The organism is Microbacterium sp. Clip185, from assembly GCF_028743715.1.
In the GTDB taxonomy this organism is placed as follows: domain Bacteria; phylum Actinomycetota; class Actinomycetes; order Actinomycetales; family Microbacteriaceae; genus Microbacterium.
Genome location: NZ_CP117996.1, coordinates 1,956,194 through 1,971,794, shown reverse-complemented (window position 1 = coordinate 1,971,794; position 15,601 = coordinate 1,956,194). Strand labels below are relative to the sequence as shown.

General features: G+C 69.9%; 15 protein-coding genes and 1 tRNA gene. 9 read left to right on the top strand and 7 right to left on the bottom strand.

What is annotated here, in order from left to right; all coding sequences use genetic code 11:
• Positions 1–28 precede the first annotated feature (28 nt).
• Together PQV94_RS09585 and PQV94_RS09580 are read right to left on the bottom strand one after the other, a co-directional pair.
• Complete coding sequence (locus tag PQV94_RS09585) at positions 29–925, bottom strand: hypothetical protein (protein ID WP_274285627.1); 897 nt, start codon at positions 923–925, stop codon at positions 29–31.
• Positions 926–972: 47 nt separating this feature from the next.
• Positions 973–1,665 carry a phosphocholine cytidylyltransferase family protein gene (locus PQV94_RS09580; RefSeq protein WP_274285626.1) on the bottom strand — a complete coding sequence of 231 codons (693 nt, stop codon included), beginning with the start codon at positions 1,663–1,665 and terminating at the stop codon, positions 973–975.
• 192 nt (positions 1,666–1,857) lie between these two features.
• Between PQV94_RS09580 and PQV94_RS09575 the strand changes: the two genes are divergently transcribed.
• From PQV94_RS09575 to PQV94_RS09565, 3 genes are read left to right on the top strand one after another with little or no spacing between them, the layout of a single operon-like run.
• Complete coding sequence (locus PQV94_RS09575; RefSeq protein WP_274285625.1) at positions 1,858–3,540, top strand: ABC transporter ATP-binding protein; 1,683 nt, start codon at positions 1,858–1,860, stop codon at positions 3,538–3,540.
• On the top strand, positions 3,516–5,087 hold the full coding sequence (locus PQV94_RS09570; RefSeq protein WP_274285624.1) for a hypothetical protein: 1,572 nt from the start codon (positions 3,516–3,518) through the stop codon (positions 5,085–5,087). The genes PQV94_RS09575 and PQV94_RS09570 overlap by 25 nt, the downstream gene beginning before the upstream one ends.
• A gap of 40 nt (positions 5,088–5,127) precedes the next feature.
• Complete coding sequence (locus PQV94_RS09565; protein WP_137417359.1) at positions 5,128–5,394, top strand: DUF3039 domain-containing protein; 267 nt, start codon at positions 5,128–5,130, stop codon at positions 5,392–5,394.
• 10 nt (positions 5,395–5,404) lie between these two features.
• Here PQV94_RS09565 and PQV94_RS09560 read toward each other — a convergent pair whose 3' ends face one another.
• Positions 5,405–6,709, bottom strand: a complete 1,305-nt coding sequence (locus PQV94_RS09560) for a nicotinate phosphoribosyltransferase (RefSeq protein WP_274285623.1) — start codon at positions 6,707–6,709, stop codon at positions 5,405–5,407.
• Positions 6,710–6,750: 41 nt separating this feature from the next.
• On the opposite strand from PQV94_RS09560, the gene murI reads away from it, so the two are divergent.
• The 5 genes from murI (at position 6,751) to PQV94_RS09535 (ending at position 10,535) form a co-directional block, all read left to right on the top strand.
• Positions 6,751–7,581: a glutamate racemase gene (murI, locus tag PQV94_RS09555; protein ID WP_274288257.1), complete on the top strand. Its 831-nt coding sequence runs from the start codon at positions 6,751–6,753 to the stop codon at positions 7,579–7,581.
• A 46-nt stretch (positions 7,582–7,627) separates the two neighbouring features.
• Positions 7,628–8,374 carry a ribonuclease PH gene (gene rph, locus PQV94_RS09550; RefSeq protein ID WP_274285622.1) on the top strand — a complete coding sequence of 249 codons (747 nt, stop codon included), beginning with the start codon at positions 7,628–7,630 and terminating at the stop codon, positions 8,372–8,374.
• Positions 8,371–8,967 carry an RdgB/HAM1 family non-canonical purine NTP pyrophosphatase gene (gene rdgB / locus PQV94_RS09545; RefSeq protein WP_274285621.1) on the top strand — a complete coding sequence of 199 codons (597 nt, stop codon included), beginning with the start codon at positions 8,371–8,373 and terminating at the stop codon, positions 8,965–8,967. Before rph ends, rdgB begins: the two co-directional genes overlap by 4 nt.
• 26 nt (positions 8,968–8,993) lie before the next feature.
• Entirely contained in the window at positions 8,994–9,518 is a 525-nt protein-coding gene (locus PQV94_RS09540; protein WP_274285620.1) for a hypothetical protein, read from the top strand.
• 102 nt (positions 9,519–9,620) lie between these two features.
• The gene (locus tag PQV94_RS09535) at positions 9,621–10,535 is read left to right on the top strand and encodes a cation diffusion facilitator family transporter (protein WP_274285619.1); all 915 of its coding nucleotides are present in this window, start codon (positions 9,621–9,623) and stop codon (positions 10,533–10,535) included.
• On the opposite strand, the gene PQV94_RS09530 is transcribed toward PQV94_RS09535, so the two are convergent.
• Entirely contained in the window at positions 10,536–12,914 is a 2,379-nt protein-coding gene (locus PQV94_RS09530; RefSeq protein ID WP_274285618.1) for an ATP-dependent DNA ligase, read from the bottom strand.
• A gap of 115 nt (positions 12,915–13,029) precedes the next feature.
• Here PQV94_RS09530 and ku point away from each other — a divergent pair, with 115 nt between their 5' ends.
• The gene (gene ku / locus PQV94_RS09525; RefSeq protein ID WP_274285617.1) at positions 13,030–13,890 is read left to right on the top strand and encodes a non-homologous end joining protein Ku; all 861 of its coding nucleotides are present in this window, start codon (positions 13,030–13,032) and stop codon (positions 13,888–13,890) included.
• Between the two features lie 15 nt (positions 13,891–13,905).
• On the opposite strand, the gene PQV94_RS09520 is transcribed toward ku, so the two are convergent.
• The 3 genes from PQV94_RS09520 to PQV94_RS09510 all read right to left on the bottom strand — a co-directional run bounded on the left by PQV94_RS09520 (position 13,906) and on the right by PQV94_RS09510 (position 15,537).
• Positions 13,906–14,598, bottom strand: coding sequence for a DedA family protein (locus PQV94_RS09520; protein WP_274285616.1), 693 nt, complete (start codon positions 14,596–14,598; stop codon positions 13,906–13,908).
• Between the two features lie 59 nt (positions 14,599–14,657).
• Positions 14,658–14,739, bottom strand: a tRNA-Leu gene (locus PQV94_RS09515).
• Positions 14,740–14,814: 75 nt separating this feature from the next.
• Positions 14,815–15,537 (bottom strand): alpha/beta hydrolase, encoded by a 723-nt coding sequence (locus PQV94_RS09510; RefSeq protein ID WP_274285615.1) that lies wholly within the window; start codon positions 15,535–15,537, stop codon positions 14,815–14,817.
• Positions 15,538–15,601: the final 64 nt, after the last annotated feature.

The following is a 15,601-nucleotide window of genomic DNA, read 5'->3' as shown; positions in this document are numbered from 1 at the left end:
AGCGAGCCGTAGGCGAGACGAAACGCGGCTACTTGCGCCGCGCGGAGCCCAGCGCCTTTGCGGCGTCGCGCGTGCGGCGCGTGGCGGATCCCGCGACCTGGGCCACGAGTCCACCGGCGCGGGCGAGGCCGCGCCCCGCGAGTTGTTCGACCGGTGCGGCGCCCGGGCGCGGTTCGAGCTCCGCCGGCAGGTCGATGGGCGGCATCCCGAACGCGCGTCGAGACGTCGTGATCACACGTCGTCCGAGCAGGTGGTTGCCGGCGCCGCCGACTGCCGCGCCCACGCCGAAAGGCAGCGCCTTGCCGAGGAACGAGGCGCCGCCGCGTGCAGCGAACCGGTGCAGGAACGAGGTCTTGAGACGGTCGACGAGTGGACCGAGAGCCGCGCGGGGCAGCGTCGTGGTGATCAACTCGCCCCAGTAGGTGCTGCGCGACGGCCCCTTGCCGCCGGCCTGCCGCGCGAGCTGGGTGACGAGGTCGATCCCCTCCTGGCCGAGGAGCAGAGTCAGCACGAGAGCACGCGCCCGGTCGGGGTTCTCGACCGGCAGGCCGTGCACCTCGGCGACCGACTGCGCGAACAGTGTCGTCGTCTCCAAGAAGCCGAGGGTCTCCACCCCGCTCAGTGCCAACGTGACGCCGGTCCCGATGCCCGGCACCACCGCGGTCGCGCCGACGGCGGCCCCGCCGGTGGTCACCGCCGCGAGATACCGGCGCTCGAGCATTCGCACGATCTCGAGCGTCGTGGCGCGAGGGTGACGCACGCGGATACTGCGCAGGTGCGCCAGCACGACGGGGCGCTGGACCGCGAGCACACGATCGAGGGCGCGCACCGTGAACGGGTGCTCACTCGACCCGACGGGCGGAATCCCGCCCTGCCAGGGGGACTCGTCCGGCAGGCTGTGGATGCGGTGGACCTTCTCCGGCATCCTGCGATGCTAGGCGCCTCTGCTGAACGGCGACCGGGGGTTGCGGATCAGACGAACTGGTTCGCGCGCTCGAGGTCTTCGGCGAAGTCCACCTCGACCGCGTACAGGTCGGAGATGTCCATCGGCTCGAGCAGGAGACCGTCGTGCTGGATGGCGAGCTCGAGACCCCGCTCGAAGTAGTCCTGATCGTCGACGCGCGCCAGGTGGTGCATGAAGGAGCGCTTGTCCGCGCGCGAGATGTAGTTGATGCCGACGGCCTCGCCGATGCCGCCGCGGACGGTCTTGGACAGCTCCTTGATGAAGCCCTCGCTCGTGACGGTGTACTTGACCTCTTCGTCGCTCACCTTCGCGGTGTTGACGGTGACGAAGGACTGCTCGCGCTCGATGAGCGCCACGGCGCGGCCCAGGACGCGGGGGTCGAAGACGACGTCGCCGTTCATCCAGAGCACGCCGGCCTTGCCGGTCGCGGACAGCGCGCGCAGCAGGCTCTTCGAGGTGTTCGTCTGGTCGTAGCGCTCGTTGTAGACGTAGTCGGCCTCGGGGAAGGCCTCGACGATGGTCTCGGCGCGGTAGCCGACGACGGCCGTGATCTTGGCATCCGAGCCGAAAGCGGCGCGGATGTTGTCGTGCTGCTGGCGCATGATGCTGCGCCCGTCGTTCAGCTGGGTCAGCGGCTTCGGCAGGCTGCGGCCGAGGCGCGAGCCCATGCCGGCGGCAAGGATCACAGTCTGAAGTCTCATAAGATTCATCGCTCCTGGAGTCGAAGTTCACGGTCGGTTCACCGACGAAACACTCCTTTGTGCCGTGCCCATGGTATCCGGGCCACCTGGAAGCCCGCAGATCTCCCCACTCCTGTTGTGGATTCGTGACAATCGGTGACGGGGCCGCATCCCACCGCCGGGATCGTCAGGGGCGGTTGGTACGTTGGATGAGTGACCTCCACTCCTTCCGGTTCCGACGCGCCCACGCCCGACGACGGCTCCGCCGAGGAGGTCTCCGAAGCTCCCAAGAAGCCGGCGTCCGCACGCCCGTCGACGCCGCGCGCTCCGCGCGCCACGACCGCCCGTCCGGCAGCTGCACGCAAGCCTGCCGCGAAGAAGCCGGCGGCCGGGTCGTCGGCAGCGGCCGCGCCCGGCGAGGGTGAAGCTCCCGCGCAGGCGGCCCCGAAGAAGCCCGCCGCGAAGCGGCCGGCGGCAGCGAAGCGCACGCCGAGCGTCGCAGCAGAAGATGCGGCCGCGCCGGCCGCAGCCAAGAGGCCCGCCCCGGCGAAGAAACCGGCGACGCCCAGAAAGCCTGCTGCGCGAACGACGGCGGCGCAGACCGGTGAGACCGCACCAAAGCCGCGCGCGGCGACCGGCCGAACGAAGGCGGCGTCGGCGGGAGTCAAGACGCCGCGCACGGCCGCGGCCAAGACCCCGCCGCCCGTGGCTCCGATCGATGCGCCGGTCGCGGTCGACTTCGTCATTCCGCCCAAACCGCCCCTTCCGCCGCGTCCCGTGCCGTCGGATGCGGAGAAGCCTGCCCCCGTCGACGACGTGATCCTCCCGGACGAGGCGCCCGTCGAGGCCGCATCGCCCGAGGTACTCGACGAGGTGCCCGTCGTCGCGAATGCGGACGTGACATCACCCCAGACCGTCGAGACGGTCGATGAGTCCGTGGCGGTCGAGGCGGTCGAGGTCGTCGAGGTGGAGCCCGAGTCGGAGCCGGTCGTCGAGGCCCCTGCTGTCGCCGAGGCGGTCGATGAGACCCCCGACGACGAGGCGGCGGCTGCCGAGACCGTCGTCGTGATCGAGCGCGCGGAGGATGATGAGGCCGACCGGCTGTTCGCCGACGTCGCCGAGACGGCGGCGGAACCCGCTCTGGCGCTCGAAGTGAGCGGACTGACCAAGTCGTACGGCTCGACCGTCGCGGTCGCCGGCATCGACCTCGTCGTTCCCGCCGGCACCTTCTATGGCCTCGTCGGGCCGAACGGCGCGGGCAAGACCACTACCCTCTCGATGATCGCCGGACTCTTGAAGCCGGATGCGGGCACCATCCGCGTGGCCGGGGTCGACGCGCGCACGCGGTCACGCGAGGCCAAGAAGCTGATCGGCGTGCTGCCGGACCGACTGCGCACCTTCGACCGCCTGACAGGTCGCCAGCTCCTCTCTTATGCGGGGCTATTGCGCGGTCTCGACGCGAACACCGTGGAGCGTCGCGCCACCGACCTCGGTCGAGCCTTCGATCTGACCTCTGCATTGGGTCGGTCGGTGTCGGACTACTCCGCGGGCATGACGAAGAAGATCATGCTCGCAGCTGCCCTCATCCACTCGCCTCGACTTCTCGTGCTCGATGAGCCCTTCGAGGCCGTCGATCCGGTTTCGAGCTCGGTGATCCTCGACATCCTCGGCACCTATGTGTCTCACGGCGGAACCGTTCTGCTCTCCAGCCACGGCATGGACCTGGTGGAGCGCGTGTGCGATCGCGTTGCGGTCATCGTGTCGGGCCAGGTGCTGGCCGACGGCACGGTCGCCGAGGTTCGCGGCGAGCAGACGCTCGAGGCGCGATTCCTGGAGCTGGTCGGTGGCTCGAACGAGGTGGAGGGCCTCGAATGGCTGCACACGTTCTCCGACTGAGGGCCGCCCTCCTGATCGGCGCCCTGCGCGGCGATGCCGCCGAGCGCTGGCGGGCCATCGTCGCGACCGTGCTGGTCGTCGGAGGTGTCGTCGCCGCCTGCATCGCCCAGATCGCGCTGCAGGCCGTCACCGCCCAATCCGCCTTGGTCGTCACCGTCCTCGGGGGTAGCGCGGTCGCCGTGGGCTATGCGCTCGCGCCGCCCATCTCCGGAAGCCCCGACCAGCTGGATCCCCGCCGGTTCCAGACGTTCGGGCTGGATCCCAGACCGCTCGCCGGATCGATCCTGCTGGCGAGCATCGTCAGCGTGCCGGTCATGGCACTGGCGGCGGTGGCCGTGGCGACGGCTGTGATGTGGCTGTCCCAGGATGCTGGCGCGCCGGCCGTCATCGGACCCCTGCTCGGACTGGTGACGGCGGTGCTGCTCACGCGGGTCGCCGCCGGACTCGCCTCGATGTGGACGCTCCCACGCCGGTCGCGCGAGCTCACCGGCCTGTTCATCCTCGCGCTGCTGGTCGTCTTCGTGCCGGTGGGGGTGTTCTTCGCCTCGCTCGACTGGGGCGACGCCGTTCCCAGCCAGCTCGACGTGGCGGCGCACGTGCTCGCGTTCACCCCGATCGGCGCCGCCTGGGCGCTGCCCGGCCTCGCGGCGACCGCCGATGTCGGCGGGCTCTGGCTGGCAGCGATCGTCGCTGTGGTCACGATCGCCCTGCTCGGCTGGGCGTGGTACGCGATCGTGCGCCGTGCCCTCACGACGATCGAGCGCCCCCTCGCCGCGCGCGAGCGCGGCGGCATGGGGTGGTTCTCGGTGCTCCCCGGCACCGCAGGAGGCGCCATCGCCGCCCGCAGCCTCACCTACTGGCTGCGCGACCGCCGCTACGGCGTGAACGTGCTGGTGGTGCCGATCGCAGCGCTGCTGACCACGATCCCGCTGCTGGTCGCGGGCGTGCCCGCCGAGTACGTGGCGCTCGTTCCGGTGCCGATCATCGCGCTCTTCTTCGGATGGCTGCCCCACAACGACGTCGCGTACGACTCCACCGCGGTGTGGATGCACGTCGCCTCCGGTGTGCGCGGCATCTCGGACCGTGTCGGGCGTCTGGTGCCGATCCTGCTGATCGCCGTGCCGACGTTCGCCGTCGCCGTGCCGGTCGCGGTGGCCATCCACGGGCGTTGGGCGCACCTGCCGGCGCTCGCCGGTGTGACGATCAGCCTGTTCCTCTCCGGTCTCGGGCTTTCCTCCATCGCCTCGGCGGCCGCGCCGTACGCCGTGTCGCGACCGGGTGACAGCCCGTTCCAGCAGCCACAGCGCACGGGATCCGCCGGCATCCTGTCGCAGGCTCTCGTGATGCTGGGAGCGCTCGCCGTCAGCGTGCCGACGCTGTGGTGGGCGTGGCAAGCGGTCTCGGGCGACTCCTCGTTCGGGCTCGCCGCCCTCGTGGGCGGGGCCGCGACCGGCCTCGCCGTGCTCGGAGCGGGTCTCGCCATCGGCTCGCGGGTGTTCGAACGGCGAGAGAGCGAGCTCATGGAGTTCGCCGCTACCAGCTCCTGACCCGAGCCGCGCACACCCCTCGCGGCTACACTTGCTGTCCATGAGCACCCCTGCCGACAGCCCCGACCAGGGCGGCCTCGCCACCCTCGACCGCGAGCTCGAAGAGCTCATCCGCGAAGAGACCATCGAGCCCGGCGATCATGAGCGCTTCTCGCACTACGTGAAGAAGGAGAAGATCCTCGAGTCCGCCATCACGGGCAAGCCCGTGCGCGCGCTGTGCGGCAAGAAGTGGACGCCGGGCCGCGATCCGGAGAAGTTCCCGGTCTGCCCGTCATGCAAGGAGATCTACGAGTCGCTGCAGCAGTGACTCGCCGCGCTCACACATAGCGGGTGGGAATCGCCGGATCCGACCGGCTGAGGCCGTGCGCCGCGAGCGGCAGCTCCCTGCGGACCGCGAGGTGGTGGGATCGTGCCGCGTGCACACCCTCGGACCCTTCGTGGGAGGCGTCGATCTCGCCGCGTTGAACGAGCGGGACCTGCAGTGCTCGCGCGTCGGCGAGTTCGGCCGGTGATTCCGACTCGTCGATGCGGATGAGCTCAGCCTCGGCGATTCCGTCGCGCAGCCCTCGGAAGGCAGACTTCCGCCCACCCGTCGAGGTCTTCTCGGCGGACGCTTTGGCGACCCCGACCCAGGTGCCGTCGGCATCCTGACGCGCGACCAGCTTGTAGACCATCCCCGCGGTGGGGGTGCCCGAGCCGGTGACAACGGAGGTGCCGACGCCGTAGGCGTCCACGGGGGAGGCGGCGAGTGCCGCGAGCGCGTACTCATCGAGGTCGCTCGTGACGGTGATGCGCGTGCCGGTGGCGCCGAGCGCGTCCAGCTGCGCCCGCACCCGAGCGGCGACGACGGGCAGGTCGCCCGAGTCGATGCGCACCCCGCCGAGCCCCGTGCCTGCCACGCGGATCGCCGTCTCGACGCCCCGCTCGATGTCATAGGTGTCCACGAGCAGCGTCGTGCCGAGTCCCTGGGCGGCGATCTGCGCGCGGAAGGCGTCCTCTTCGCGCTCGTGGAGCAGCGTCCATGCGTGCGCGGCGGTGCCCATCGTGGGGATGCCCCAGGTGCGACCCGCCTCCAGGTTGCTCGTCGCACCGAAGCCGGCGATGTATGCGGCGCGCGCGGCGGCGACGGCCGATCGCTCGCCGGCTCGCCGCGAGCCCATCTCGGCCAGTGGTCGGTCGCCGGCGGCCAGCGACATCCGCGCGGCCGCGGTGGCGACGGCGGAGTCGTGGTTGAGCACGCTGAGGGCGAGGGTCTCCAGGATCACGGCCTCGAGGAAGCTGCCTTCGACGGTCAGCACGGGGGAGCCGGGAAAGTACAGCTCACCCTCGCGATATCCGGAGATCGATCCGGTGAAGCGGAAGTCGGCGAGGGTGGCGAGAGTGTCCGCATCCACCACGCGGTTGTCGCGCAGGTAGCGCAGCTCGTCGTCGCCGAAGCGGAACTCACGCAGCAGCGACAGCAGCCGGCCGGTCCCCGCGACCACGCCGAAGCGGCGTCCTCCCGCCAGACGGCGGGCGAAGAGCTCGAAGACCGTGGGACGCGAGGCGGTGCCGTCGCGCAGCGCCGCCTCGATCATGGTCAGCTCGTAGCGGTCGGTGAGCAGCGAGGTGGTCTCGGGCATGGCGGTCACTCTACCGAGCGCGGGTAGGCTGGATGATCGTGGTGAACGACGCGCCGATCGGGATCTTCGACTCCGGAGTGGGTGGTCTGACCGTCGCCCGCGCGATCTCGCAGCTGCTGCCGCGCGAATCGCTGCTCTACATCGGCGACACTGCGCGCTCGCCCTACGGCCCGAAGCCCATCGCGGATGTGCGTCGGTATTCGCTCGAGATCCTCGACACGCTCGTGGAGCAGGGCGTGAAGATGCTCGTGATCGCCTGCAACACGGCGTCGGCCGCGGTGCTCCGGGATGCGCGTGAGCGCTACGACGTGCCCGTGGTCGAGGTCATCGGCCCCGCCGTGCGCACCGCGCTCGCGACGACTCGCAACAGCCGCATCGGCGTCATCGGCACGACGGGAACGATCGGATCCGGTGCTTACCAGGACATGCTCGAGGTGAACCCGAACGTCACCGTGTTCGCGCAGGCCTGCCCCCGGTTCGTCGACTTCGTCGAGGCGGGTGTCACCGGCTCTCCCGAGGTGCTGCAGGTGGCCGAGGACTATCTCGCACCCCTGCGTCACGCCGGCGTCGACACGCTCGTGCTCGGCTGCACGCACTACCCCTTCCTCGAGGGGGCTATCAGCTACGTCATGGGTGAGGGCACCAGTCTCGTCTCGAGCGACACCGAGACGGCCAAGGACGTCTACCGTCAGCTCGTGTCCCGCGATCTGCTGGCAGGGCCCGACGCCGTGGCCCAGCACGTCTACGAGGCGACGGGCTCGTCGGCCGACGACTTCATCCAGCTCGCGCACCGCCTCATGGGGCGCGAGGTGCGTCAGGTGCAGCTCGTGCAGACCGGCACGATCGATCTTCCCCGCACGACCGCGTCCTGACGCCGCATCCCCGACTTTCCCGCATCCGCCCTACCCGAGGAGAACGATGACCGACATCACCCGCGCCGATGGGCGCACCGTCTCGCAGCTGCGTCCCGTGACGATCGAGCGCGGCTGGTCGAGCCAGGCCGAGGGTTCCGCACTCATCTCCTTCGGCAACACGAAGGTGCTGTGCACCGCGTCGTTCACGAACGGCGTGCCCCGGTGGCTCACGGGCAAGGGCAAGGGGTGGATCACGGCTGAGTACGCGATGCTGCCGCGCGCCACGAACGACCGCAACGACCGCGAGAGCGTCAAGGGAAAGATCGGCGGCCGCACGCACGAGATCTCCCGCCTCATCGGCCGGGCGCTGCGCGCGGTCGTCGACACGAAGGCCCTGGGTGAGAACACGATCGTCATCGACTGCGACGTGCTGCAGGCCGACGGCGGCACGCGCACGGCGGCCATCACGGGCGCGTACGTCGCCCTCGCGGATGCGATCGAGTGGGGCCGTCGCAAGAAGTTCATCGGCCAGAAGGCGCAGGTGCTCTTCGACTCCGTCTCGGCGGTCTCGGTCGGCATCATCGACGGTGAGCCGATGCTCGACCTCGCGTACGTCGAGGACGTGCGCGCCGAGACCGACATGAACGTCGTCGTCACCGGACGCGGGCTCTTCGTCGAGGTGCAGGGCACCGCCGAGGGGGCGCCGTTCGACAAGCGCGAGCTCGACGCCCTGCTGGAGCTGGCGGTCGCCGGATGCGGCGAGCTGAGCCAGGCGCAGGCAGCTGCGCTCGCAGCGGGAGCCGACGCGTGACCGACCGCGTGGTGCTCGCCACGCACAACCCGCACAAGGTCGAGGAATTCCGCCACATCCTGCAGGCGACGCGTCCCGACCTCACCGTCATCGGCTACGACGGGCCGGAGCCCGTCGAGGACGGCGTGACCTTCGCCGCCAACGCGCTCATCAAGGCCCGTGCCGCGGCGGCCTACACGGGGCTTCCGGCGCTCGCCGACGACTCGGGCATCTGCGTCGACGTGCTCGGGGGAGCGCCGGGCGTGTTCTCCGCGTACTGGGCCGGACACCGCAAGGATGCCGCAGCCAACCTGGAGCTGCTGCTCGATCAGCTGTCCGACATCGCCGACCCGCACCGCACCGCGCAGTTCGTCTCCACGATCGCGCTCGTGATGCCCGGCGGTGCCGAGCACGTCGTCGAGGGCGTCTGGCCGGGCCGGCTCGCACCCGCCGCCGACGGTGCCGGTGGATTCGGGTACGACCCGATCTTCATCCCGGACGGCCAGTCCGGCACGGAGCGCACGGTGGGTCAGTTCTCGGCCGCCGAGAAGAACGCCGCCTCGCACCGCGCCCGCGCCTTCGCCGAGCTCGGACCGCTGCTCAGCGAGCTCTGACCGCGGGAGCGAGAATCACGAGCGTCATGGATCTCTTCCTCACGGCGCGCATGAAGCCGGCGTCGACGTTCTTCGCGGGCTACTCAGCGGCTTTGGCGAGGCGGCTCGATGACCGAGGATGCAGCCTTCTGCTCTACGCCCTCGGTAACACGGATCTCCCCTCGCGCTACGAGATCTCGAACGCACTGCTCGACGACGACTGCCCGCTCGGCGGACCCGGCTCCGGAGGGGCGACGGTGCTTCATGTGCTTTTCGCGCAGGTGAAGCACGACATCGACGAGGACACGTCGCTCGCTCGCCGACTCATCCAGCGAGGGGCCGACGTGAACGCGCCTGATCTCGATGGCAGGCTCCCATTTCTCGACGTGCTCAACCTGAAGTTCACGGATGAGCAGCTCACGCCGCTGTATGACCTCTGGTTCGAGCAGCCGCGCCTCGATTTCACGACGATCTCGCGGTACGGGGTGAACGCCCTCGATCTGGCCGCAAGGCTGCCGTACCGGGGCAGCATTCTCGAGCGGATGCAGCGCTATGTCGCGTCGGAGACGTGAGTCTCGTTCGCGTCGAGCTCTGAGCGCGGGAGCGAGAATCACTCTCGTTCCCGATTGCGCGCAAACCGTCTGAGGGCGTGGCGCGGCGCCTAGCCTGGTGCCATGCACGATCACGCGCCCGCATCCGGAGTCCGCGGCGGCAGCAACCGCCGCCTTCTCTCGATCTCGCTCGGGATCACCTCGACGGTGTTCGTCGTGCAGGTGGTCGGCGCGATCCTGTCCGGGTCGCTGGCGCTGCTCGCGGACGCCGCCCACATGCTGACGGATGCGGCGGCCCTCGTCATCGCGCTGATCGCCAGCGCTGTGGCGGCGCGCCCCGCCAACGACCGTCGCACCTTCGGATACCAGCGCGCGGAGGTGTTCGGCGCGCTCGCGAACGGCGTGATCCTTCTCGGGCTCTCGCTGTGGGTCGGTGTCGAAGCGATCACGCGGCTCATCAACCCTGCCGAGGCGGAGGTGGCCGGCGGGCTGATGCTCGGCGTCGCCGCGGTCGGCCTCATCGCCAATGCCGTCGCGATGTGGCTGCTGGGCGCGGCGCAGCGTACGAGCATCAACGTGCGCGGCGCGTATCTCGAAGTGCTGGGCGACCTGCTCGGCTCGGTCGCGGTCATCGTCGCGGCGGTCGTCATCCTGCTCACCGGCTGGCTGCCGGCCGACGCGATCGCGTCGCTGCTCATCGCCGCCATGATCGTGCCGCGCGCCATCGGCCTGCTGCGCGAAGTGGTCTCGGTGCTGAGCGAGGCGACCCCGAAGGGCGTCGAGGTCGACACGATCCGTGCCCACATCCTCGGGACGCCCGGCGTCGTCGCCGTCCATGACCTGCACGTCTGGCAGCTCACCCGCGGCGCTCCGGTGTTCACGGCGCACGTCGTGGTCGACGAAGAGGCCTATGCCACCGGAGGCGCAGCCCGCATCCTCAGCGATCTGCAGGGCTGCCTGGCCACGCACTTCGACGTCGAGCACTCGACCTTCCAGCTCGAGCCCGCCGATCACGTCGAGCACGAGGCGCACGCCTGATCACGTCTCGTCTCGGACCTCGTCCGGTTTCTTGTCGGGTCGGAGTCCGCGCCAGCGTGCCTGTCGCAGTCTGCCGTCGGGCGTGACCTCGGCGTAGCCGACCTCGGCGACGATCTCCGGGCGCACCCACAACGCGTCCGACGCGTCGGCGTGCGGCACATCGAGGAAGGGGGACGCGTCGGTCCGCAGCGGCTGCAGCACCTCGTCGAGCCGGCGCAGCTCCCGCTCGCTGAAGCCCGTCCCCACCCGGCCGACATAACGAAGTCCGTCGGGGGAGGGCACTCCCATGAGCAGCGATCCGATGCCGCCGCGACCGTTGCGACCCGGGCGGATCGCACCGATCACGACCTCCTGCATGGCGACGTGCTTGATCTTCAGCCACTGGTCGCTGCGCCGGCCCGGACGGTACACGGATGCCGGGTTCTTGACCATGACCCCCTCGAGCGAGAACGCGGTACTGGCCTCCAGCGCCGCATCCAGGTCATCGAACACGGGCGGCACGACCCAGGGTGCGTTGAGGTCGCGGGCGAGACCCTCGAGGCGTCTGCGTCGCTCGCGCAGCGGCAGAGCGGTGAGGTCCTCGCCGTCGAGGGCGAGGACATCGAACAGGTGCAGGTGCACGGGGATCCGTTCCGCCTCGCGCCGGATCTCCGCCGCCTTAGCGAGGTGCATGCGCGACTGCAGCAGGGGGAAGCTCGGCCGTCCACGCTCGTCCAGGGCGACGATCTCCCCGTCGAGGATGCAGGCCGCACGCCCGAGCCCGGGGTCGGCGGTGAGCTCGGGATACCTCTCGGTGATGTCGGTTCCGCTCCGGGCACGCAGCAGCATCCGCTCGCCGTCCCAGAACGCGAGGGCGCGCACGCCGTCCCACTTCATTTCCGCCCACGCTTCGCCCCACCGGCGCGCCGCCGCGGCCGCCAGACCAGCGGTGGAGTTCTCGGCGAGCATCGGACGCAGTCGAGAGGGCGACAGTTCGTCCGGCCAGGGTGCAGCGGATGCGACGACCGGCGCGGTGTGGTCCTTCATCCGGTGCAGGAGCCACGTCGACTTCTCGCCCTCGCCATCGGTGCGGATGAGGGCTAGCCGGGCGGTGCCGAGGGGGCCGCCTTTCCGGCCGGTCACGGTGAAGATGACCTCGTCCGCTCGCCACTTCTCCGCCTCGTAGGTACCGGCGTCCCAGATCGTCACCTCGCCCGCGCCGTACTCGCCCGCGGGGATGCGGCCCTCGAAGGTGCCGTAGGAGAGCGGATGATCCTCGGTCATGACCGCGAGATGGTTGCGTTTCACGGTCTCGGGCACACCCTTGGGCACGGCCCAGCTCACGAACACGCCGTCGTGTTCGAGGCGCAGGTCGTAGTGCAGGCGCCTCGCGTGATGCTCCTGGATGACGAAGCGCGGCGCACCGGCGGACGCCGGATCGGCGGCCGGGTCTGAGGGCACCGGCTCGGGCGTGCGGTCGGCGGATCGCTTGGAGATGTAGGTGCGCAGCGGCCCGGCGCTCCCGCGGCGGGGGCGGAGCGCCGCGAGAGGGTCGCCGTCCTTCTCTGCGCGCGCGAGCACCTCGATGAAATCGAGCTGCGCGAGGCCGGGGTCGTCCAGTTCCTCCCAGGTTCGCGGCGCCGCCACCGTGGGTCGTGCCCGGCCACGCAGCGAGTACGGGGCGATGGTCGTCTTCTTGCCGTTGTTCTGCGACCAGTCGACGAACACCTTGCCGGGACGAAGCGCTCGCGACATGCTGCTGACGACGAGGTCGGGGTGGTCGGCCTCGAGCGACCGGGCCAGCTCCTTTGCGAGCGCGGACGCCGCCTCGCTCGTCTGGCCCGCGGGGAGCGCGCAGTACAGATGGATGCCCTTGCTGCCGCTCGTGACGGGAAACGGTACGAGCCCGGCATCCGTGAGTATCGCGCGCGCCCATCGTGCGACCTCGGCGACGACGGGCAGGTCGATGTCATCGCCGGGGTCGAGGTCGAGAACCAGTCGGTCGGGATCCGACGGGTGTCCGTCGGCGTCGAAGCGCCACTGCGGCGTGTGCAACTCGAGGCTCGCGGTCTGTGCGAGCCACACCAGGGTCGGAACGTCGTCGACGAGCACGTAGTCCTTCGTGCCGGTGGAGTGCTCGATGCTCTGGCGTCGCAGCCACTCGGGGGCGCCGCGCTCGAGGTTCTTCGCGAAGAAGGGCTCGGTGTCCACGCCGTCGGGCCAGCGTTTGCGCGTCACGGGCCGCCCGTCGAGGTGGGGGAGCAGCAAGGGCGCGATCCGCGCGTAGTAGTCGATGACCTCCGCCTTGGTGGTGCCGACGGCGGGGTAGAGCACCTTGTCGAGGTGGCTGACGCGGATGCGGCGACCCTCCACGTCGACGGTCTGCTCACGCGGGGACATGGGCCCATCCTGCCGTCCGGTGCCTGGCGAGCGCACCCGTTGCGTGCGCGCACGTCGGATGCAAGAGGCTCGCAACCCCTAGCCGCCACGCGCGGCTGGGATGTCTACTAGGCCTATGAGGTCGATATGGAAGGGCGCCGTGGCATTCGGGCTCGTGAACGTGCCGGTGAAGGTGTACTCCGCCACGGAGGATCACGACGTCTCGCTGCATCAGGTGCACGCGGCGGATGGCGGCCGCATCCGGTATCAGCGTGTCTGCGAGCTCGACGGAGAGGTCGTGCCGTACGCCGACATCGACCGGGCGTACGACGACGGCGACCGCACCGTGGTGCTCACGAAAGAGGACCTCGAGTCGTTGCCGGCGGAGAAGTCGCGGGAGATCTCGGTCGTCGAGTTCGTGCCGAGCGATCAGGTGGATCTGCTCACCCTCGACAAGGCCTACTACCTCGAGCCGGATTCCTCGTCGCCGAAGGCCTATGTGCTGCTGCGGCGCACGCTCGAGCAGACCGACCGCACCGCGATCGTGCAGTTCTCGCTGCGCCAGAAGACCCGGCTGGCCGCGCTGCGCGTACGCGGCGACGTGCTGGTGCTGCAGACGCTGCTGTGGGCCGACGAGGTGCGCGAGGCGTCCTTCCCGTCGCTCGATGAGGACGTGAAGATCTCCGCGAAGGAACTGGAGCTGTCGGCGGCGCTGGTCGACAGCTTCTCGTCCGACTTCGACCCCACCGAGTTCCGCGACGAGTATCAGGAGCAGCTGCGCACGCTGATCGAGGCGAAGCTCGAGAAGGGGGAGAGCGTCGACACCTCGGCCACGTTCGGCGAGGAGAGCGACGAGAAGGACGGCGGGGAGGTCATCGACCTCATGGCGGCCCTGCGCGCGAGCGTGGAGCGCAGTCGGGCGTCGAAGAAGGACTCGTCGTCGACGACCGACGAAAAGCCGGCGTCGAAGCGGAAGAAGAGTTCGAAGGCGTCGTGACCGGATGCGGCGGGCTTACTCGCCCGAGACGGCCTCGTCGCGCTGCTCCTTCTTGACCTTCGCGCGCTCGCGGAAGTAGTGCCACAGCGTGACGGCCGCCGTGATCGCCACGACACCGATGAGGATGATGTCGATGTACTCGGTGACGATGTGGGCGACCCAGGGGATGTAGCCGACCAGGAACCCGATCATCGTGAGCCCGAAGCCCCAGAGGATCGCGCCGATGAGGTTGTACAGGCTGTACTTGCGCCACGGCATGTGGCCGACGCCGGCGGCGACGGGCGCGAAGGTGCGCACGATGGGAACGAACCGGGCGAAGATGACGGTCAGCCCGCCGAAGCGCTCGAAGAACGCATTGGTTCGCTCGACGTTCTTCTTGCTGAACAGTCCCGACTCTTTGCGCTCGAAGATCGCCGGCCCGCCCTTGTGGCCGATCAGGTAGCCCACCTCGCCACCCACGAAGGCGGCGAGACCGATCAGCAGGGCCACGATCCAGACGTTGACGCCGAAGACACCGTTGGGCGCCACATCCGAGGAGTGCGAGAGCAGTCCGGAGATGATGAGCAGCGTGTCGCCGGGCAGCAGGAAGCCGATGAGCAGCCCCGTCTCGGCGAACACGATGAAGCAGACCACGGCGAGAGCCCACGGGCCGGCCGCCGCGATGATCGTCTCGGGGGAGAGCCAGGGGATGAGGGCGATGGAGTGCACGGGCGTCCCGTCGATCGGATGTCAGGATGCGGGGCGCGGGTGACACGCCCCCGTCCCCGTGCGGAAGGTGGGACTTGAACCCACACGCTCGAAAGCACAGGAACCTAAATCCTGCGTGTCTGCCAATTTCACCACTCCCGCGGGTGGGGACAGTCTATCCAGCGCGCTTCGGATCACCTGTGCGTCGCCGCGGATCGCGACGACGCACAGGTCGCGTCAGGACGCGGTGACTTCGCTCACCGCCGTCTCGATGAGATCGGCCACCTCGTTCGGGTGGCTCTGCATCGCGAGGTGGGGCGCGGCAAGCTCCACGATGCCGCGGAGTCCGGCGCGCGTGTAACCGAAGCGCTCGACCTCGGGGTTGATGGTGTGGTCCTCGCTCGAGACGATGCCCCACGCCGGCTTGGTCTTCCACGCGGCGAAGGTCGCGGGCTCCGAGAAGGCCGCCGCCGACAGTGGGCGCTGCGAGACGGCGAGCACCTGGGCGCGCGCGAGGTCCACGCCCGCAGCGAAGACCTCGGGGAACGCGGCGATCGCCACCGAGACGTCCGTTCCGGGCTCGTCGCTGCCGGGCACCGGGTACGGCGTGTAGACGAGGTTGGCGGCGAGCTCGGAGTCGGGGAAGCCGCCCTGCAGCTGGCCGAGGCTCTCGCCGACCTCGAGCACGTAGCCCGAGACGTAGACGAGCGCGGCGACGTTCGCGGCTTCTCCGGCGACGGTGATGACGGCTCCGCCGTAAGAGTGCCCGGCGAGCACGACGTCGCCGTCGATCGTCTCGACGAACGCCTTGATGGATGCGGCATCCTCGCCGAGGCTCCGGTTGTAGACGGGGGGAACGCGCACGTCGTAGCCGCGATCCAGCAGCTCACGAGTGACAGGTGCCCAGCTGGCGGCGTCGGCGAACGCGCCGTGCACCAGGACGATGGTGGGTGTGGCCACGGGACAGCTCCTTGCTTCTGGGGTGGATGGTGCGGCCGACGCTACGGCGCGGTCACCACGGCGC